The sequence below is a fragment of the Bacteroides mediterraneensis genome, assembly GCF_900128455.1.
Lineage (GTDB): Bacteria > Bacteroidota > Bacteroidia > Bacteroidales > Bacteroidaceae > Phocaeicola > Phocaeicola mediterraneensis.
Map to the genome: position 1 here is coordinate 2,015,180 of NZ_LT635783.1, position 20,638 is coordinate 2,035,817.

The window sequence follows — 20,638 nt, forward strand, 5'->3', positions numbered from 1 at the left end:
CTCATTTATCTTTTCAGCAATGAAGTCCCATTTCGTAGGCTTCCTCCAGCTTCGGGTTTCCGTTGATGCTGCGAGGGCCTGCCACGCCGCCACAGAACAACGTCCCGGCCAGGCGGCTCTTCGGGAAACAGTCAATCCATCCCGTGAGACCTCCCTCTGCGCGTCGGGGCACTTCCGGCTCCTCTTCGGCAGCCGTGGTCAGCAGATAGACCTCGCGGAACTGATAGTCGAGGGTGTACATCGCATTCATACGGTCGATGAGCACCTTCATCTGTCCGCTCATCTCGAAATAATAAATCGGGGTAGCCCATACGATGACGTCGGCGTGCAGCACTTTCTGCATGATGACGTCGGCATCGTCCTTGATGACACACTTGCCCAGCTTCTGACAGGCCAGGCAGCCGCGGCAGAACTGTATATTCTTGCCTGCCAGGGAAATCTTTTCCACTTCATGACCTGCCTGGAGGGCTCCCTCCACAAAGCGGTCGGCCAGCATGTCGCTGTTGGAACCCGTGCGCAGGCTGGTGGAAATCACAATCACTCTCTTCATCTTGTCTTGTTTTTATCGGTTTTTGTAAATCGGATTCAAAGGTATAGCTTTCTGCGCAGCTTTGTGCAGGTAGGGGCTGAAAAAATATGCGTCAGAAGTGTGTGGGCATGAGTATTCATGCTTTTTCCTGCTTTCGTTCCGCCTGCTTCCGGAAAATCTGTGCCGCGATGCTGCCCGAGAAGTTGTGCCACACCGAGAACATGGCTCCGGGAACGGCCGCAAGGGGGAACAGGGCGAAATGAGTCGTAGCCAGCGAAGTGGCCAGTCCGGAGTTCTGCATGCCCACCTCGATGGCGATGGCCGACCGTTTGGACGGTTCGCTTCCAGTCAGGGCCGCCAGTCCGTAGCCCAAGGCCAACCCGAGGACGTTGTGCAGAATCACCGCCACGGCTACAATCAGGCTGCACGCGAGGATGCTGGCCGCGTTGTGTGCCACGATGATGCCGATGATGAAGGCGATGGCCAGCGTGGAAATCATGGGCAGTAATGGAACGATTCGCCGGGTAGTCCGGTTGAAGTAATGGTTGGCGGCAAATCCCAGCACGATGGGGAGAATCACCACCTGCACGATACTCAAAAACATGCCGGCGATGTCTACGTCGACCGATTCTCCGGCCAGCAGCCACACGAGGCCCGGCGTGAGCAGGGGAGCCAGCAGGGTGGAGACCCCGGTCATGGCTACACTTAGGGCCACGTCGCCTTTGGCCAGGTAGCAGATGACGTTGCTGGCCGTACCTCCCGGGCAGCATCCCACGAGAACCACACCCAAGGCCAGTTCTTCCGGCAGGGCCAGCAGTCGGCAGAGCAGCCACGCCAGGGAAGGCATGATAAGGAACTGGGCCAGTTCGCCCACGAGAATATCTTTAGGGTGTTGCAACACAGGCTTGAAGTCGGACGGGCGGAGGGTCAGTCCCATACCGAACATCACCACGCCCAGCATCGGCGTGATGGCCGAAGTGCTTATCCAGTTGAACGAGGCGGGGAGGAAGAGTGCCACGGCGGTGATCAGTACCACGATGAGGGTGATGTGTGCCGCAATCCAGGCGGAGATTTGGATGAGGTTATTTTTCATTGTTCTCTATCTTAATCATTTTCCAATCTTTCGGAATCCTGAATGAGACCGTTCTTTTTGTGCACAGACGAGAGGCAGGGACGGGGCATCCGGATTTTTCCGGCAAAGGTACGAAAACCTCTGCGAAACGCAAGCGGAAAAAGGGAGGTTCAATACAGTGGAAAGGTTCTGTAATTGAATTAATAAGAGGATGGAAAGTTGATCTGTTTCAATAATCGAAGTAAAATTATCCGTAATTGAGGCGCTTCAAAATTCTTCAAAACCGATTATCTTTGTAAAAAAAACGAAGAGAGAGGTATGAAAGTTTTGTTGATTAACGGAAGTCCCCACAGAGAGGGGAACACATTTATCGCCTTGTCGGAAGTGGCAAAGGCGTTGGAAGCGAATGGTGTAGAGGCGGAAATCGTATCCATCGGAACCAAAGCCGTACAGGGTTGTATTGCCTGCGGACGCTGTAGGGAACTGGGACGGTGCGTGTTCAAGGATGAGTTGTATCAGAGAATCCGGGAGAAACTGGAGACGGCGGACGGTCTTGTTGTCGGGTCACCGGTGTATTACGCAGGCCCTAATGGCTCGCTTTGTGCCCTGCTCGACCGTCTGTTCTATTCTGCCGGCGATTTGCTGGCCTACAAGCCTGCCGCATCGGTGGCTGTATGCCGTCGCGGGGGAGCCAGTGCGACGTTCGACCGCCTGAACAAGTATTTCACCATCAACAACATGCCGGTGGTGTCGTCACAATACTGGAACAGCGTGCATGGCAGGTTGCCCGGCGAAGCGAGTCAGGACATCGAGGGATTGCAGACCATGCGCACGCTGGGACGCAACATGGCGTGGCTGCTGAAGAACCTGAAGCAAGGAGGGGAGCCTGTCCCGCCCAGTGAGCCGTGGACGCCGACCCATTTCATCCGATAGAGACCACGACCGAAGGATGTGACGGATGGGTTTCTTTGGAACTCCGAAAAAGGCAGGGTCACACCTGCATATTAATGAATCATTTAACAATAAGAATCTGATGAAAAAAATTAGTTTCTACACAAGGGAAGACTTCCGCTTATGGTGTCTGGTGACCTTTTCACTGTGTGTGCTGCTTTCGGGATGTGGCAAGACAGAATCGGAAGTGTATATTCCCAAAGCTCCCGATTATTCCGACCCGACTTTCTGGTACACTGAAGAGAACGACAAGGCCGGCCAGAATGCCGATGTGTTCTATATCGTATCGACCTGGGAAAAAGACTGGGAGACAGAGGATGGGGTGACAGTCCACTATGCCGACGTCTACAACAAACAACACCGTGACGACATGACGAAAGAGATTTCGGGAGTGGCTGCTTATATGGGGAAGGACAACAATTTCTACGCTCCTTTCTACCGTCATATCACGATTGAAGGTTGGGCCACCCGCGATGAGCATATCATCAACAGCCGTTTTGAAGTGGCCTTCGAGGATGTGCGCAATGCTTTTGAGACCTTTCTGAAGAACCGTCCGAAAGACCGCCCGTTTGTACTGGCCGGATTCAGTCAGGGCGGAAAGGCCGTGGTGGAGCTGCTGAAAATCATGCCCGAGGAAGCATACCGCCGGCTGGTGGCAGCCTACGTGTTGGGATATAAAGTGACGCCTGCCGACACACTGGCTTCTGCGCATCTCAAGGCTGCTCAGGGGCCTGACGATATCGGTGTGACCATCTGTTACAACTCGGTCAGCGATGTGAAGTACATCCAGCCTGTCATCGCTTCGCCGTGTGCTTTCTGCATCAATCCTGTCAATTGGCGTACGGATGAAGTGCCGGCTGTCTTGCACGATACGATTACGGTGAGTGTGGCACAAAAAGAAAAGGTGCTCGTGGTGAAAGGTTACAGCGGCAGTGAGTATGCGCCCATCATGGGCTTCCTCAATGTGGGCGACTTCCATAGCTGTGAGCCGTGGTTGTACAAGGAATGTCTGGAGAAGAATATTAAGAATCGCATCGAGGTGTTCAAGAAAACACGGTTGTGAGACAGGTGATACGGTGCGCCAGGGATAGTCTTGGCGACGGATGGCGCACTGTATGCTTGGAGGAAAGATTTTTCTGTCTTACGGAATTCTGAATGAAACCGCTTTTTCCGGGTGTCAATGAACGAGGGTAGCCTGCGGACGTTGTGCGGAACTGGAGCGGTGAAATCTTCCGGTCATATTCTTTCTTTCCGGGATATGACCATCAGTGAAAAGTAGGGAAACTTCTTTTCCTTGATAATTGCCGGGTCGGAGGTATAGAATTCGTTCGCCCGGCTGATATTTTCAAAGTAATGGAACGCTGCTTCGGGGTGGGAGTCGATGCACTGACGTACGGCTTCCGCGCAAAAAGGCAGTTTCATGATGACGAGGACATAGCCGGAGTGGAGTTTCTCGGTCAGTTCCTCGGCCGAGATGAGGCCTGGAATGACCAGCAGCCTTTCTTCCTGTTTGGCCAGGTGGAGGCCTGCCACGGGTCCTGCGGCAATGAACGCCGGAATGCCTGCGATGCGTCTCACCGGCAAGCCCTTATTTTCCAACAATTCATACAGGTACTGCACGGAAGCATAGAATCCGGCATCGCCTTCGGCGGCCACAGCTATTTTCTGCCCTTCACGGTAATCTTCCTCTATGTGTGCAGCCACCTCTTGATATACTTGCAGGGCCGCTTCTCTGTGCTTGTTCATCGGAAGGGTGAATGTCTTGATTTTCTCTTCCCCGATTCCCAATGCCCGCAAGGTGTTCGCGGCGTAGGAGGAGGGGATGCCAGCGGCACTGCGGGTACCCGGACAATAGATAGAGGAGGCTTCCTGTAGGGCCTTCAGTCCTTTCAGGGTGATAAGTTCCGGGTCGCCGGGGCCTAAGGATACAAACTGAATAGCGGGATATGTTGGTTCCATATAATCAAAAGAGGGTTGTTTTTTGTGCCCGCTAAGATACTATCTTTTTTGTGAAAATGAAAAATCTGCCGTAGTGTAGCATATCAGAAAATATTTTCTACCTTTGTGGCGATATTGGTTCACTGCTGGATAAAGCGTGATGAAAAGGGAATCAGGTGAAAGTCCTGAACAGACCCGCTGCTGTAAGTTTCGCATGATTTTCAGGAAATCTGCATGCCACTGTCGGAAAGATGGGAAGGCTCCTGAAAAGAAACAAGTCAGAAGACCTGCCAGTGTGTACATAGTTTTTTATGCTTTCGGGAAATAAGGTATGAAAACAACGAGCTGGACTTCTCTCTACCCGTTCTGGATATACGGAATCCTCTTCTCTTTGTATTTGCATGCGTCTCGCGGGCATAAGTGTGTGGTATGAAGATTTGAGGAACTTATGAAACACCTGACACTCATTTTTGTTTTCGTTTTTGGCATTGTCGGCTTCTCGGAAGGGCTGGCACAGAAACTGGTCACTCTTTCGGGTCGCATCACGTCTGCCCACGGACAGCCTGTGGCGCAGGCTTCACTGGCGGTGGAGGGTACGGCCTACGGAACGTATTCGGACGAGAAGGGGGACTACCGACTGGAGCTTCCGGAGGGGACGTATACCGTGGTGGCTTCTTTCATCGGTTATGAGAGCCAGAAGCAGACGGTCCGGTTGGCCGGGCACAAGCGAATCGACTTTGTCCTGAAGGAAGAGGCCGTGGCCTTGAATGAGGTGGAAGTCTATGCCAAGAGCCAATCGCAGAAATTGCGGGAAGGTACGTTCGCCGTCAGTGCGCTGGATGTGAAGCCGATTGTGAGTTCGTTGAACAACCTGAACGAGCTGGTGGACCGGGCTTCGGGCATCAAGGTGCGGCAGGAGGGAGGCGTCGGGTCGGACTATGACCTGTCCATCAACGGGATGTCGGGCAATTCGGTCCGTTATTTCATCGACGGGGTGCCGCTGGAGACAAAGGGCTCCGGGGTGTCGCTGGCCAATCTGCCGGTCAATCTCATCGACCACATCGAGATGTATAAGGGGGTGGTTCCGGCTTATTTGGGGGCTGACGCGCTGGGCGGTGCCATCAACATCGTGACGAAGAAGGAGAAAAAGAATTACCTGGACCTATCGTACGGGATAGGTTCGTTCCATACGCACAAGGCGGACTTGAACGCGCAGGTGGTGTTTCCCAAGAGCGGGATTATCGTGCGCCCGACCGTCGGAGTCAGTTATTCAAAGAACGACTATATGATGAAAGGGGTAGAGGTGTGGGAGGAAAGTGTGAGAAAGTACGTGCCGTCCAACCGCCGGCGTTTCCACGACGATTATTTCTCGCTGCTGGCCCAGGTGGAGGTCGGAGTGAGCGGGAAACGGTGGGCAGACGACTTCTTTGTGACGGCTTCGTATTCGAAGGTGGACAAGGAGCTGCAGACGGGTTCTATCCAGACCAAGGTTTACGGGATGGCCGAGCGGAACGGGTCGGCTTATAACGTGTCGGCACAGTACCGCAAGAAGGACTTCCTGTTAAAGGGGTTGCAGATGCACAGCATGCTTTCGCATACCTGGGACTATTCGCTGACGGTGGATACGGCCTACCGGGTGTACGACTGGAACGGGAATTATGTGGAGAGTTCCCGCAATGAGATTACGGGCCGGGAACGGTCGTTGCGGCATTACAAGTGCCCCACGACGATGTTCCGCTCCAACTGGGACTATCGCTTTCATCCGCAGCATGCCCTGAACCTGAACTACTTGTTCAATCGGACGGGAAACGACCGCTACGATGACGTGGATGACAGTTTTGTGCCGTCCAATGACGTGGTGTGCAAGCACATCATCGGGCTTTCCTATCAGCAGCAACTGTGGCAGGAAAAGATGGAGAACACGTTCTTTATCAAGGATTACATCAATCACCTGAATATCCGGCAGACGGACTTGTACTGGCAGACGGGCTCGGACAAGGTGAAGGGAGAAAGTACGGGAAATTACCTGGGATACGGGGCCGGCACGCGGGTGAAGTTCCGGGAGCCGGTCGCGCTGAAGGCTTCGTTCGAGCATAGCGTGCGTCTGCCTCTGGCCCGTGAACTGCTGGGCAACGGGTCTACGGTCTATGCCAATACGGCGTTGCGTCCGGAAAGGAGCAACAACGTGAACGTGGGGCTCTTTGGTACGTGGCATCCCGGAGTGGGGCATGTGTTGTATTACGAAGTGAACGGCTTTATGCGGTTTGTGGACGATTATATTCAGGCCGTGGTGGCGGAGAAAGAGGGCATGATGCAGTATCAGAATGTACCTGCGGTGCATATCAAGGGACTGGATGCGGAAGTGCGCTACAGCTGGAGGAACCACTTGCAATGCATGGCCAATGTGAGCTGGCAGGACGCGCGCGACCAGCGTAAATACAAGGATGACGGCAAGCCTTCGGCCACGTACCTGAACCGGGTGCCCAACCGCCCGTGGTTGTTCGGGGCGGCGGAGGTCGACTATACGTTTCACGAGGTCGGCCTGAAGCACAGCAGTCTGCGCCTGGAGGGTTCGTATCAGTGGGTACACTGGTATTTCCTGACCTGGGAGGCGTATGGCTCGAAGGAGAGCAAGGCGCAGATTCCGGCGCAGCATGTGGTCAATGCGGGGGTGACTTACTCGTTGGAAAACGGGAAGTACAACCTGTCGGTCAGCTGCGACAACCTCTTTGATAAGTTGGTGTACGACCATTACAAACTGCAAAAACCGGGAAGGTCGTTCTTCCTGAAGTTCAGGGTGTTCCTGAACTGACATGTGAATCTGAACTAGATATTAACAAACTATAGTAATATTAATCTTAAACATTATGTGTATGAAAACAACGAAATTTTCCTTTCTGAGATTCCTGAAAGCGGGTGTGTTTGCTGCGGCACTTTTTTCTTTTACGGCATGTAGTAAGGATACTCCGTCCGAGAATACGGTGGACCCGGAACCTGCCGGGAAGTATCATTTTGATATCTTCATGACGGTAGGCAAACACGGCGGCATGGGAGGAGGAGATAATACGATTGTCAAAAGTGTGGAATCGCTGACAGCCGACCAGCCGATGATTGATATCAAGGGGTCCGGTGTGGAACTGAATCCGTATACCATCGAGCTGATTGCCAAAGGGAAATATTATTATCAGGTGCCGAGCAAGCAGACACGTTTCACGAAGTTCCGGATTCTGGACAACAAGATTGAAGTGGTGCAGGAACAGCCGTTTGGGGTGAATTCCTATACCGAACGGAAGTATACGCATGCGTGGCTGGACGACAAGACCTTGCTGATTATGGCGGCCAATGGGGATGCGGACAAGATTGTCTGGACCAAACTGAATGCGGAGGATATGCGTATCTTGTCGGAGGGCACGCTGGAGCTTCCTTTGCCGGCCAAGGCGACTGCGTTTACGACGACGGGTATTCTTACCTACAATGAGAAGGTGGGCAAGCTGTATTATTTCTATTATGGAAAGACCAAGGCCGGCCGGAAAGGGGTGCCCACTTCCAACTTCCTGACAGCCGTCATCAATCCTTCGGACATGAAGGTGGAAAGCAACAAGGTCAATGCGCTGGCCGGAGAAATGGCCGGAAGCTCCTACGGACAGCTGTTGCAGGACTGCGTGACTTACGACGAAACCGGAAACCTCTACCTTGCCGCATTTACCAAGAAGGGCGATTTGGAAGAGGGTTGTCTGTTGCGTATCAACAAGGGGGAAACGGACTTCGACCCTTCTTATAACGGCTATCCGAATGCGGACGGGAAACTGTGTACGGTTCAGTACCTGGGCAACGGCAAGGCGCTGACTTACGCCAGAAACCAGTCGGCCAATACGGGACGGGACACTTACAGCCTGTATTATTCCATCGTGGACTTGAAAACGGGCAAAAGAACCCGGCTGGCTTGCGACGGGAAGGAAATCGGTTTCAATAGTGGCCGCTTCTCCCAGCGTTCGGTGGTGGTAAACGGAAAGGCTTATATCGGGGTCAATACGGAGAAAAGTACCTGCATTTATATTTACGACGTCGCTACCGGAAAGGTGGAAAAAGGGGCGGATATCGCGCAGGGTTACTATTTCGACGTATTGAGAGTAGTGGAGAATTGAGAAATCTTATAACTTTGCAAGGATAAGAAAGCGATAGAATCAAGACGAATGGCGAATCACAAGATAATTGTAGCAGGCATCGGCCCGGGCTCCGCGGAGGACATCACTCCGGCGGTGGTCCGGGCCTTGGCTAGTGCGGATGTGGTAGTGGGATATCACTATTACTTCCAGTTTGTGCGTCCCTACTTGAAGGAGGGGGCGGAGTGTGTGGACACGGGGATGAAGCGGGAACGCGACCGGGCTCGTCAGGCTTTCGAGCTGGCGGAACAGGGCAAGTGTGTCTGTGTCATCAGCTCGGGCGACTCCGGCATCTACGGGATGGCACCGTTGATGTATGAGATGAAGCGGGAACGCGCCAGTGAGGTGACGCTGGAGGTGTTGCCGGGTATCAGTGCGTTTCAGAAGGCGGCTGCCAGACTGGGGGCGCCGGTGGGACATGATTTCTGCGTGATTTCCTTGTCCGACCTGCTGACGCCATGGGAGAAGATTGAGAAACGCATCCGTGCGGCGGCATCGGCCGACTTCGTGACAGCAGTCTACAATCCGAAGAGTGAGGGTCGTTACTGGCAGTTGTACCGCCTGAAGGAGATTTTCATGCAGGAGCGGGAAGCGACGACACCGGTGGGCTATGTGCGTCAGGCGGGACGTGAGGAAGAGACCGTGAAGATAACGACTTTGGCCGACTTTGACCCGGAGGACGTGGACATGTTTACGGTGGTGCTCATCGGGAACTCGCAGTCGTACGAATGGGCGGGCCATATAGTTACCCCACGGGGGTATTATCCGCCAGAAAAAATGGAGGCGACAGGCATCGGACAGGAGATTATGATTCACAGCTTCCAGACCATTTCCAAGGAACTGAAGAAACAGGACCTGCCGCTCGGACACAAGTGGGCGTTGCTGCATGCCATCCATACGACGGCCGATTTCGAGATGGAGCACTTGCTGTACAGCGACGAGCATGCGGTGGAAAAGCTGCATGAACTGCTGGTGACGGGCAAGGTCCGTACCATTATTACCGATGTGACCATGGCGGCTTCGGGCATCCGGAAACGGGCCCTTGAACGGCTGGGACTGGAGGTGAAGTGTTACCTGAACGATGAAAGGGTGGCTCGGATGGCCGCTGAAAAGCAAATCACCCGTACCCAGGCGGGCATACGTCTGGCAGTGGAGGAGCATCCGGATGCCTTGTTTGTCTTTGGGAACGCGCCTACGGCCTTGATGGAACTGTGTGCCCTGATGAGAAAGCAGAAGGCGCATCCCGGAGGCATCATCGCGGCCCCGGTGGGTTTTGTGCATGTGTGTGAAAGCAAGTACATGGTGAAGACCTTCCAGAGCGTGCCCAAACTGATTGTGGAAGGACGGAAGGGAGGAAGTAATCTGGCAGCCACCTTGGTGAACGCCATCCTGACGCTGGACGATGCGGCCTTGTTAAAACCCGGACGCGATGTGTAGGCAGTCATTCCATATTATCGGCATCAGTGACAGCACCGAGATTTATTTTCCGCCTCGGGTGCAGGAAGTCATCTTCCGGGGGAAGGTGTTTTCGGGGGGCGTGCGCCATCACCAGCTGGTGGAACGGTTCTTGCCCGAAGGGGCGGAGTGGATAGACATCACCGTGCCGTTGGACAAGGTGTTCGCGCAGTATGCCGCACACCGGGAGATTGTGGTCTTTGCTTCCGGCGACCCGCTGTTCTTCGGCTTTGCCAATACCGTACAGCGCTTGTTGCCCGAGAGCAGTATCCACGTCTATCCCACGTTCAATTCCTTGCAGATGCTGGCCCATCGCCTGCTGTTGCCTTATCAGGAGATGCGGATGGTATCGCTGACCGGGCGTCCGTGGAAGGCTTTCGATGCCGCACTGATACGCGGGGAGCGCATGCTCGGGGTACTGACCGACAGGGTGAAAACGCCGGCAGCCATTGCCGCCCGGATGCAGGAATACGGCTACGACAATTACCGGATGTATGTGGGAGAGGCTTTGGGCAATGCGGCGGAAGAACGGGTGCGGGAGCTGACGGTAGAAGAAGCCCGGCACACCACTTTCCAATCACCCAACTGTCTGATTCTGGTACGCTCGGCACTGCGCCGTCGTCCGCTGGGACTGAAGGAATCAGAGTTTGCGCTGTTGAACGGACGGGTGAACATGATTACGAAACGACCGGTACGCCTGCAGACCTTGAGCATGCTGGATTTGCAGATGCGCACGGTCTTCTGGGACATCGGCAGTTGCACGGGTTCCGTGTCGATTGAAGCGAAGAGTCTCTATCCCGAACTTGAGGTGATTGCCTTTGAACGGCGTCCGGAAGGAGCGGAACTGTTGCGGGCGAACAGTGTCAAGTGGGGAACTCCCGGCATACGGTTTGTGGGCGGGGATTTCATGGAACAGCCTTTGGCCGACCTCCCTCGTCCGGATGCGGTGTTTATAGGCGGGCATGGAGGCCGGTTGCAGGAGTTGCTGAAGCGTGCAGACGAGGTCTTGCTTCCGGGGGTAGTAATCGTATTCAATTCGGTGAGCGAGGACAGCTTGCAGCAGTTTTACGAGGGAGTGGCGCAGACCGGACGTCGGGTGACCGAACGCATCCGGCTTGTGGTGGATGCCCATAATCCAATTGAAATATTGAAAGCAGAATGAAAGAGAAAACAGCCATTATATTGATATCTTCCCAGGCATTGCCGATGGCGCAGCTGCTGGAGAAGGAATTGGGAGATTGTACCATTTTTTCACAAAAGGCACTCGACGGATGCACGCAGGTGGCCTCGTACAGTGAGTTTGTGGCGGCTTCGTTTGCCGCATACGACCGTTTCCTGTTTATCGGGGCCATGGGCATCTGTGTGCGCTGCATCGCTCCCTGTGTGTCCGACAAATATGCCGATCCGGCGGTGGTGTGTATGGACAGTACCGGGCAGTTCGTCGTTCCGGTATTGTCCGGCCATGTGGGAGGGGCCAACGAGTGGGCCCGGCAGATTGCGGCCATCTTGGGGGCACAGGCGGTCATCACCACTCAAAGTGACTGCCACGGGGTGTGGGCCTTGGACTTACTGGCTGCCCGGTTCGGATGGCAGACCGCATGCTCGCACGAGGAGATGAACCGCGCGATTGCCCGTTTCGTGAACCAGGAAAGAGTGTCCTTGCTGTTGGATATAAAGGACAAGGGTACCGCCTGGCTGGAGCGTACCCTTCCGCCGTATGTAAAAGTGTATTATCATTATGCCGACATTCCTTTCGAGGAGACGGACCTGCTGATTGCCGTCACGCCCTACGAGTACGAGGCGCCGGTGCAGGCCTTGTATTATCGTCCGCAGGTGTTGCATCTCGGAGTGGGCTGCAAGAAACAGTGCGTACCCGACGGCATTGCCGAATACATCGAAAAGGTGATGCGCTCGCACGGCCTGTCACCGTTGTCGCTGGCTACGGTCGGTACGATTGAGCTGAAGAAAGACGAGCCGCTGCTGAAGGCGTTGCGGGAGCGATGGAAACAGACAAAGGTCTGCATCTATTCTGCGGAAGAGCTGAGCGGTCTGGAGATACCCCATCCGTCGCAGAAGGTGTATGAAGTGACCGGGGTCTATGGTGTGGCCGAGAGTGCGGCACTCAAAAGCAGCGGAGGCGGAAAATGGCTGCTGGATAAACAGAAAGGAGAGTTGGTGACGGGCTCGCATTTCACCTTTGCGGTGACACTGGCGGCGGAGGCGGTGCGCGGAGGACACATCGAGATTGTGGGGGCCGGTCCCGGTGACCCGGAACTGATTTCGGTGCGTGGCAAACGGATGCTGGAAAAGGCCGACCTGGTGCTGTATGCGGGCAGTCTGGTGCCGCGCGAGCTGACTTATTACGCAAAGGAGGGGGCCGTGGTGCGCAGTTCGGCCCACATGGACCTACAGGAGCAGTTTACCTTGATGAAGGAATTCTACGACCGGGGACTGTTTGTGGTGCGTCTTCACACCGGCGACCCGTGTATCTACGGTGCCATTCAGGAACAGATGGCCTTCTTCGATGCCTACGGCATGAGCTACCACATCACGCCGGGAATCTCGTCTTTCCAGGCGGCGGCAGCGGCCCTGCGTTCGCAGTTCACCATCCCGGAGAAGGTGCAGAGCATCATCCTGACCCGGGGAGAGGGGCGGACCCCCATGCCGGAGAAGGAACAGTTGCACAAGCTGGCCCAGTCGCAAAGTACCATGTGCATCTACCTGAGCGCGTCCATCGTGGAGAAGGTGCAGGAAGAACTCTTGCAGGCCTATCCGCCGGAGACGCCTGTGGCTGCCTGCTACAAGTTGACGTGGAAGGAAGAGAAAATCTACCGGGGGGTACTGAAGGACCTGGCCCGTATCGTTCGGGACAATCACCTGACCCTGACTACGCTGCTGGTGGTAGGAGAAGCGATAGACAACCGTAAGGGGCTTTCCCGTTTGTATGCCTCCGACTTTACCCATTTGTTCCGGTCATGATACTCGTATTAGGTGGAACCACGGAAGGGCGGCTGGCCGTGAAAGTGCTGGATGAGTCGGGCAAGCCTTATTTCTATTCCACGCGCGGAGACTCGCAGCAGATCAGTTGCCGTCATGGGGAGCGTGTCAGCGGGGGCATGGATGCGGAAAAGATGGAAGCCTTCTGTCGGGCGCACTCTGTCCGCCTGCTGGTGGATGCGGCCCACCCGTTTGCCGTCCGCTTGCACGAAACTGTGGAACAGGTCAGCCGGAGCCTTCAGTTGCCCGTGGTGCGTTTCGAACGTATCTATCCGCCCCGTACCGACGAGGTTATCTGGTGTGCGGATTATCAGGAAGCCGTCCGCCGGTTGAAGGAGGACGGCATTACCCGCCTTCTGGCACTGACCGGCGTGCAGACCATCGGGAAACTGCGCGACTTCTGGGCGGACGATACCCTCCAGCCGACTTGTTGGTTCCGTATCCTGGATCGGGAGGAATCCGTCTCACTGGCCGTGCGGCAGGGTTTCGATGCGAATCGGCTGGTCTTTTACCACGAAGGCGCACCGGAAACGGAACTTCTGGAGCAGTTGAAGCCCCAGGCCATCCTGACCAAAGAGAGCGGCGAGAGTGGCGGTTTTGTCGAGAAACTGGAGGCAGCCCGCCGTGGGGTAATTCCGGTCTATGCGGTCTGTCGCCCTTCCCTGCCGGCCGATTTCATTACGGTGACCGGCATACACGGACTGCGGAAAGCCATCGAGCGCTTGCTGCCCGATTTCTATCCCTTGCGGAGCGGATACACCACCGGAGCCTGTGCCACGGCTGCGGCCAAGGCGGCCCTGATTCGCTTGCTGACGGGTGAATCTCTTTCGGAAGTACGTTTTCGGATACCCGACGGAGAGGAACTGTCCTTGCCCCTTGCATCCGTCTGTCAGGAAACAGACACATCGGCTACGGCTGCCGTGGTGAAAGACGCGGGCGATGACCCCGACGTGACCCACCGCAGCGTAATAGAGGCCAAGGTGGCGTTTGCCGCACAACCCGGTATCCGTTTCCTGCAAGGGAAAGGGGTGGGGAAAGTCACCCTTCCCGGTCTGGGATTGCCGGTGGGAGAGCCTGCCATCAATCCGGTTCCCCGGCAGATGATGATGCGGGAACTGTCGGCCCTGTACGGCGGGGGACTGGAGGTGACGATTTCCGTACCGGGGGGAGAGGAACTGGCCCTTCGTACGTTCAATCCCAAGCTGGGCATCGTAGGCGGAATTTCCATCATCGGGACTTCGGGCATCGTGCGGCCTTTCTCTTCCGAGGCTTTTGTGGAAGCCATCCGTCGGGAGGTGGAAGTCTGTCAGGCCATCGGAGCGGAACGGCTGGTGCTCAACTCCGGTGCCAAGAGCGAGAAATATGTGAAACGTGAATACCCGGACTTGCCCCCGCAGGCCTTCGTACATTACGGGAACTACATCGGTGATACCCTGAAGATTGCAGACGACCTGCACATCGGGAAGGTAACGATGGGTATCATGCTGGGCAAAGCGGTGAAACTGGCCGAGGGCCACTTGAATACCTACAGCAAGCAGGTGGTGATGAACAAACAATTCTTGCAGGAACTGGCCCGCGACTGCGGTTGTTCTCCGGAGGCACAGGCGGTGATTGCGAAGATGACGCTGGCCAGGGAGCTGTGGAAAGGTCTCCCGGAAGCGGATGCAGCCCTTTTCTTTCCGGCCCTTCTGGGCTTGTGCCTGAAGCATTGCCTGGCCTTGCTCAGCCGGACGGAACTCACCCTGATGCTGATAGACGAGGACGGGCACATTGCCTGCCGCCTAGTGGGGCAGGGCGTCCAATAACTGATGTACGGCTTGCAGCAGCTCTTCGATGGTGGCTGCCTGTACGGTCTGTCCGGAAGCAGGATGGAGGAAGAAAGCCTCGTCGGTGACCGCGATGTACCAGTCGGACGGATGCTGCCGGTTGCCTTCAATCCCGTGACGGGCCAGTGCCTTCTGCACCATGGTGTACCGGTCTCCTTCTCCTGTGAGACGTACGGAGACCGTGGCCTGCCGGGCGATGCGGAACAGTCCGCTTTCCCTGTCAAACCGGATGCCTTTTCTCAGGAAGAAATGGCTGAGACTCCCATCCAGTGACAAATCTTCCGGGGTACCGGTCTTCACCCCGTTCTCCTTGTTCATCAACCACACTTTGTCGGCAATCTGTAGCGCCAGTTCCAAGTCGTGTGTGGACAGGAAGATGGTGCGGTTGCCCGTGTGCGACAACCGGAACAGCAGTTGCATGATTTCCACCTTGCTGGGAAAGTCCAGGAAAGCGGTCGGTTCGTCCAGAAAGATGATGTCCGTCTGCTGTGCCAGTGCTTTGGCAATCATGACCTTCTGCCGCTCGCCGTCGCTCAGCTGATGCACCATCTGGTGGCGCAGGTGCCCGATGCCGACCTGTTGGATGGACTCTTCTATCACCTCCCTGTCGTGCTTGCCCAAGCGGCCCCAGAATCCGGTGTACGGACTTCGTCCCATGCCGACCAGTTCCTCCACCGTCATGTTGCGCAGCTCGCACTTCTCGGTCAGCACCACTCCGATGAGCGTGGCCAGTTCCTTGTCGGAATACGTGGACAACGGTTTTCCTCTCAATATGATTTCTCCCTCCAGCGGCGCCTGAAATCCGGATAAGGTGCGGAGCAAGGTCGATTTTCCGATGCCGTTCGCCCCCAACAGGCAGGTCAGTTCCCCGCTGTGGAGGCAGGCGTTGATGTCGGTAGCCACCACCTTCCGGTTGCCTTTCTCCTTGTAGCCGATGGTGAGGTGATTGATTTGTATGTGATTGTTTTCCATCATTCGTTTAGGTCATTGCGTCGTTTGTTGAACAATACCGAGATAACCACCGGCGCACCCACCAGCGCCGTCACGGAGTTGACCGGAAGTGCCCCTTCAAATCCCGGCATGCGTGCAATCAGGTTGCACACCAGGGCCATGGCTCCTCCCATCAGCAGGGAGGCCGGCATCAGGATGCGGTGGTCTGACGTGCGGAACAGGCTGCGGCAGAGGTGAGGAACCGCCAGTCCAAGGAAGATGATGGGACCGCAATAGGCCGTGACGATGGCCACCAGCACGCCCGAGCAGGTGATGACCTGCAGTCTGGCCCGCTTGATGTTCAGTCCTAGGTTGCGCGCGTAGGCATCCCCCAGCAACAGCAGGTTCAACGTTTTCACCAGCAGGAAAGAGACGGGCAGGAGCACCAGCATAATCGAGACAAACAGCGTCATCTGGTTGCCCGATACGCGGGCGAAGCTGCCCAGTCCCCAGATGACATAAGCCCGGATGTCTTCTTCCACACTGAAGTATTTCAGTACCCCGATTACCGCGTTGGCCACATAGCCCACCATCACCCCGATAATCAGCAGGGTCACGTTTCCCTTCACTTTCTGCGAAACGAAGATGATGAGTGCCATGACAGACAGCGAGCCGATAATGGCCGAAAGGGTCAAGGCGATTTCGCCCATGATGCCGATTTTGCTCAAAGCCACTCCGCCGAGGGTACCGGACAGCAGGACCACGAAGGCCACGCCCATGCTCGCGCCGGAGCTGATGCCCAGCACGGAAGGTCCGGCCAGCGGGTTGCGGAACACCGTCTGCATCTGGAGTCCGCTGACCGACAGTCCGGCTCCTGCCATGAGGGCCGTCAGTGCCTGTGGAATACGGGATTTCCAGATGATGTTGTACCAAATTTCGTTGTCGTGCGAATTCCCCCACAAAATCTGCCACACCTCCTGGAACGGAATCGATACAGACCCCAGGAGCAGGTTCAAGAGGAAGAAGACAAAAATCAGCAGGGCGATGAACACCATATAAAGTGCGACCGGACGTTTCATGCAAGGAAGGGGATTAGGGTTTTAAGCATTCATAATAACGGGGGGTATGGTCGGGCAACAGCTGCGGATGGAAGATGGCAATCAGGTCGGCCAGCACCACTTCCGGTTCCATCGGCATACTCTCGTAAAACGGTTTCTCACTCATGTTGCAATAGATGACCTGTTTCTTCTTGAACGCCTGAAAATCGGCATAGCGGACATCCTCGGCTTGCAGGGCTTCGTAAGAGAACTTCCCTTTGTAGCTGTTGACGATTCTCCAGTAGTCTGCATACGCCGCCTGACTGTAGACCGTTTCAAAGTCGAGCGACACCCCGCCCGAGTGTGTATCCTCCTTCAGGAAATAGTCGGCCCCCGCATCCTTGAACAGCTGGGCCAAGAAACTCTTTCCCCCGACGGCATACCAGTTGCCGCCTCTCAGTTCACCACTGAACACGACCGGCCGTTTCTTCACCTGCGCGGTAAGCTGCACCAATTCCTGGTAACGTTTCTCTATCTCCGCAAAAATCCGGTTGGCCTGTGCTTCCTTTCCAATCAGCAGTCCGACAAACTTGATCCATTCCGCTTGGCCCAGGGGAGTCATCTCCTTGTAGCCCAGGTGCGGGATGAGGGGAATGCCCACTTCCGTCAGGGCGTCATATCCTCCGCGCTTGAAGGGAGAAATCAGGATGACGCCGGGATGGATGCCCATGATGACCTCGTTGTCAAAGTTGCCCTCGATGCCAATCTTGTGCGTCTTTCCTTCCTTCAGCCGCTTCTGCATGTCGGCATTGAAAAGATGACGGGTACTGGTAATTCCGACCACGGCATCCAGGGCCGAGAGTTTGATAAAGTTGGAAAGTTGCAGGGAAGTCATGCAGACCGTGCTCTTGACCGGCGTTTCGATGACGGTGTAGCCCTCAGGCGCGCCGGTGACTTTGGTTCCTTTCGGCGCCAGGACAAAGTGATACGATTCTCCGCCTTCTTCCTTTTGCGGGTCTTTGATGTCCAGCAGGCAATAGCCCTTGTCCGTGTAAGTCACCTGAAATCCCTTCGCGTATCGAGGGACAATGCGGACGTTCGTATCGGCAGGGGTGACAGTGCCGTTTGCATTCGTTTTCTCCTCTGTATTCGAGCTTTTCTTCGCTCCGCAGCCAAACAAGAAGGGTATGGCCAGGCATACCCACCAAAATAGATGTTTCATGGTCTGTTATTCGTAGGTAATCACTTTTCGCTCTCCGAACCGTTCCGGAAGGATGCAAGAAGTGTTTGTATTTTCTGTCTCAATTGAAAAATAGCTTTGCAAAGTTAAAAGATATAATTAAAAACAGCCTCCCTGTCATTACTTTTTGTCATACTATAACAATCTATAGTATTGTCCGTTTCCGAGAAATGAGCAGATGGCATTATCTTTGTCACCGATTATGATTCACAAATTTATCTGGTATTTATGAAAGCAAGAACTTTTCTCGTGGCTTGTTGCCTCGCTTTAGGTGGAATCTGCATGCCCGTGCATGCACAGGAAGAAGGAAATTTCGTGTCGGAAGATGTGATGCAGCATCTTCAGGAAGGCGATAAAATCGCATTGCTGATGGTCCATTTCGGTACCACGCACGACGACACCCGTGCTCTCACCATCGACGCCCTCAACCAGAAGGCCAAGGCCGAATTCCCCCAGCTGGAGTTCCGCGAAGCCTATACCTCGCGCATCATCATGCGGCGGCTGGCCAAGCGGGGCATGCGCAAACTGAATCCGGTGGAGGCCCTGGCCCAGCTGAAAGCGGACGGCTACACCCACGTCATTATCCAGTCGACTAACATCATCGACGGCATCGAGATGGAATCGCTCCGCAAGGACATCGACCTGATGCGCCCTCTGTTCAAGGAAATCCGTCTGGGCATGCCCCTGCTTTACACCCCGGAAGACTACAAGCAGGTGATTGACTGCCTGGCCACGAAAAGCCGGGAGAAAACCTTCACCATCCTGGTGGGGCACGGCACCTACACCCCCGCCACTGCCCAGTATGCCATGCTGGACTACATGCTGCAGGCGGAAGGCCATACCGATTTTGCCGTCGGAACGGTAGAAGGCTATCCCACCTTCGACAATGCCATCGACCGGCTGGAAGCGCAGAAAAAAATCAAGCAGGTACAACTGATTCCCTTCATGTTTGTGGCCGGCGACCATGCCAAGAACGACATTGCGGACGACATGAAAGCCGCCCTGGAAAAGAAAGGCTATCAGGTGACCGCCCTGTTGGAAGGCCTGGGAGAACAACCCGCCATCCAGCAGCTTTACCTCGACCACATCCGCTTTATCCTTCAGCACAAGCAGGTGGACATCGTGCAGAAAAAGAAGGCTTATGCCCAAGAAAAAGACTGACTAAAAACGGAAAACTTATGTCGTTAGCCAAACCTCAATTCCTGATTGCGGCTGCCGCTTCCGGAAGTGGCAAGACCACCTTTACGATGGGCCTGCTGCGGGTACTCAAAAGGAGGGGCCTGCCCGTGCAACCCTTCAAGTGCGGCCCCGATTACATCGACGGGAAGTTTCATGCCCTCGCCTCGGGGCGGGAGTCTGTGAACCTGGACACCTGGATGGCCTCGGAAGCCCATGTGCGGGCAGTCTATTCCCGGTACGCCCGGGAGGCATCGGCCTGTGTGGTGGAAGGCGTCATGGGCCTGTTCGACGGGTACGACCGGATGAAAGGGAGCAGTGCCGAGATTGCCTCCCTGCTGCATCTGCCCGTCATCGTGATTCTCAACGCACGTTCTTCGGCCTACACCGTCGCCGCAGTCTTGTATGGGCTGAAGCATTTCTGCCCCCAGGTGGAAGTGGCGGGAGTCATCTTCAACCAGGTAGGTTCTCCTTCGCACTATGCGTACCTGAAAGAGGCCTGTGCCGATGTGGGCGTGGCCGATTTGGGCTATCTGCCCAAGGTAAAGGATATCGAAGTCCCTTCCCGCCATTTGGGACTGACCATCGGGCGGGCTGCGGAAATCGATGCCCTGTCCGACAGGGTGGCCGATTTGATGGAACAATACGTGGACGTGGACCGCCTGCTGGCGCTGACCACCCGTCCGCAGGAAGTGTTCGATGCGACTCCTGCCTCCGCGGTTGCCTCCGGCGAATCGGGGCGAAAACGCATCGCGGTGGCACAGGATGCCGCCTTTAACTTCCTCTATAAGGAGAACCTGGACGTCTTTTCCCAAAAGGCGGAAGTCGTGACCTTCAGTCCGCTGGCAGGCGATGCACTGCCACAGGCCGATTATGTGTACTTGCCGGGCGGTTATCCGGAGTTCTTTGCCGACTCCCTGAGCCGCAATGTACGGTTGGGTGCACAGCTGAGAGACTTCGCCGGGCAGGGCGGGCGACTGTTTGCCGAATGTGGAGGAATGATGTATCTGTGCCGGCAACTGGTTTCGCAGGAGGGCGAGGTGTATCCGATGGCGGGCGTGCTGCCTTTGGATTGTACGCTGGAGAAAATGCGTCTGCACCTGGGCTATCGTACGGCCCGTTATCGGGGCATGCAGCTCAAGGGACATGAGTTCCATTATTCGTCGGTCGTCCAGCCCGATGCGCTGCCCTCCGAGGTTTGCCAGTACAATGTGAAAGGTGCGCCGGTAGACACCCCTTTGTACCGTTACAGGAACGTGATTGCCGGATACACGCACTGGTATTGGGGAGAGAATGACTTTTTTAACTTATGGGATTAAAACGA

16 protein-coding genes and 1 riboswitch are annotated in these 20,638 nt (G+C 55.4%); of the genes, 10 read left to right on the forward strand and 6 right to left on the reverse strand.

Annotation, left to right across the window (positions count from 1 at the left end):
* Positions 1–13: 13 nt before the first annotated feature.
* Positions 14–550 carry a flavodoxin family protein gene (locus BQ7480_RS08305; protein ID WP_072542502.1) on the reverse strand — a complete coding sequence of 179 codons (537 nt, stop codon included), beginning with the start codon at positions 548–550 and terminating at the stop codon, positions 14–16.
* A gap of 115 nt (positions 551–665) precedes the next feature.
* Positions 666–1,622 carry a bile acid:sodium symporter family protein gene (locus BQ7480_RS08310; protein ID WP_072542503.1) on the reverse strand — a complete coding sequence of 319 codons (957 nt, stop codon included), beginning with the start codon at positions 1,620–1,622 and terminating at the stop codon, positions 666–668.
* 297 nt (positions 1,623–1,919) lie between these two features.
* Here BQ7480_RS08310 and BQ7480_RS08320 point away from each other — a divergent pair, with 297 nt between their 5' ends.
* Positions 1,920–2,534 (forward strand): flavodoxin family protein, encoded by a 615-nt coding sequence (locus tag BQ7480_RS08320; RefSeq protein ID WP_072542505.1) that lies wholly within the window; start codon positions 1,920–1,922, stop codon positions 2,532–2,534.
* Between the two features lie 100 nt (positions 2,535–2,634).
* Complete coding sequence (locus BQ7480_RS08325; protein WP_083581887.1) at positions 2,635–3,615, forward strand: DUF3089 domain-containing protein; 981 nt, start codon at positions 2,635–2,637, stop codon at positions 3,613–3,615.
* A gap of 173 nt (positions 3,616–3,788) precedes the next feature.
* On the opposite strand, the gene BQ7480_RS08330 is transcribed toward BQ7480_RS08325, so the two are convergent.
* Complete coding sequence (locus tag BQ7480_RS08330) at positions 3,789–4,511, reverse strand: precorrin-2 C(20)-methyltransferase (RefSeq protein WP_072542507.1); 723 nt, start codon at positions 4,509–4,511, stop codon at positions 3,789–3,791.
* Positions 4,512–4,609: 98 nt separating this feature from the next.
* A riboswitch (cobalamin riboswitch) is annotated at positions 4,610–4,799 on the forward strand.
* Between the two features lie 139 nt (positions 4,800–4,938).
* Between BQ7480_RS08330 and BQ7480_RS08335 the strand changes: the two genes are divergently transcribed.
* The 6 genes from BQ7480_RS08335 to cbiD all read left to right on the forward strand — a co-directional run bounded on the left by BQ7480_RS08335 (position 4,939) and on the right by cbiD (position 14,910).
* The gene (locus tag BQ7480_RS08335) at positions 4,939–7,302 is read left to right on the forward strand and encodes a TonB-dependent receptor (protein ID WP_072542508.1); all 2,364 of its coding nucleotides are present in this window, start codon (positions 4,939–4,941) and stop codon (positions 7,300–7,302) included.
* Positions 7,303–7,363: 61 nt separating this feature from the next.
* Positions 7,364–8,635 carry a hypothetical protein gene (locus BQ7480_RS08340; protein WP_072542509.1) on the forward strand — a complete coding sequence of 424 codons (1,272 nt, stop codon included), beginning with the start codon at positions 7,364–7,366 and terminating at the stop codon, positions 8,633–8,635.
* 48 nt (positions 8,636–8,683) lie between these two features.
* Positions 8,684–10,090: a precorrin-3B C(17)-methyltransferase gene (gene cobJ / locus BQ7480_RS08345; RefSeq protein WP_072542510.1), complete on the forward strand. Its 1,407-nt coding sequence runs from the start codon at positions 8,684–8,686 to the stop codon at positions 10,088–10,090.
* Entirely contained in the window at positions 10,083–11,270 is a 1,188-nt protein-coding gene (gene cbiE / locus BQ7480_RS08350; RefSeq protein WP_072542511.1) for a precorrin-6y C5,15-methyltransferase (decarboxylating) subunit CbiE, read from the forward strand. Before cobJ ends, cbiE begins: the two co-directional genes overlap by 8 nt.
* The gene (gene cobM, locus BQ7480_RS08355) at positions 11,267–13,087 is read left to right on the forward strand and encodes a precorrin-4 C(11)-methyltransferase (protein WP_072542512.1); all 1,821 of its coding nucleotides are present in this window, start codon (positions 11,267–11,269) and stop codon (positions 13,085–13,087) included. Before cbiE ends, cobM begins: the two co-directional genes overlap by 4 nt.
* Positions 13,084–14,910, forward strand: a complete 1,827-nt coding sequence (cbiD, locus tag BQ7480_RS08360) for a cobalt-precorrin-5B (C(1))-methyltransferase CbiD (protein WP_072542513.1) — start codon at positions 13,084–13,086, stop codon at positions 14,908–14,910. Before cobM ends, cbiD begins: the two co-directional genes overlap by 4 nt.
* Here the strand turns inward: cbiD and BQ7480_RS08365 are convergent.
* From BQ7480_RS08365 to BQ7480_RS08375, 3 genes are read right to left on the reverse strand one after another with little or no spacing between them, the layout of a single operon-like run.
* Positions 14,887–15,906, reverse strand: coding sequence for an ABC transporter ATP-binding protein (locus tag BQ7480_RS08365; protein ID WP_072542514.1), 1,020 nt, complete (start codon positions 15,904–15,906; stop codon positions 14,887–14,889). The two genes, cbiD and BQ7480_RS08365, sit on opposite strands and share 24 nt — an antisense overlap.
* On the reverse strand, positions 15,903–16,940 hold the full coding sequence (locus BQ7480_RS08370; RefSeq protein WP_072542515.1) for a FecCD family ABC transporter permease: 1,038 nt from the start codon (positions 16,938–16,940) through the stop codon (positions 15,903–15,905). The genes BQ7480_RS08365 and BQ7480_RS08370 overlap by 4 nt, the downstream gene beginning before the upstream one ends.
* A gap of 13 nt (positions 16,941–16,953) precedes the next feature.
* Positions 16,954–18,120 carry an ABC transporter substrate-binding protein gene (locus tag BQ7480_RS08375; RefSeq protein ID WP_072542516.1) on the reverse strand — a complete coding sequence of 389 codons (1,167 nt, stop codon included), beginning with the start codon at positions 18,118–18,120 and terminating at the stop codon, positions 16,954–16,956.
* 246 nt (positions 18,121–18,366) lie between these two features.
* Between BQ7480_RS08375 and BQ7480_RS08380 the strand changes: the two genes are divergently transcribed.
* Both BQ7480_RS08380 and BQ7480_RS08385 read left to right on the forward strand, forming a co-directional pair.
* Complete coding sequence (locus BQ7480_RS08380) at positions 18,367–19,299, forward strand: sirohydrochlorin cobaltochelatase (protein WP_083581787.1); 933 nt, start codon at positions 18,367–18,369, stop codon at positions 19,297–19,299.
* A gap of 17 nt (positions 19,300–19,316) precedes the next feature.
* Positions 19,317–20,633 carry a cobyrinic acid a,c-diamide synthase CobB gene (locus tag BQ7480_RS08385; RefSeq protein ID WP_072542518.1) on the forward strand — a complete coding sequence of 439 codons (1,317 nt, stop codon included), beginning with the start codon at positions 19,317–19,319 and terminating at the stop codon, positions 20,631–20,633.
* Positions 20,634–20,638 lie beyond the last annotated feature (5 nt).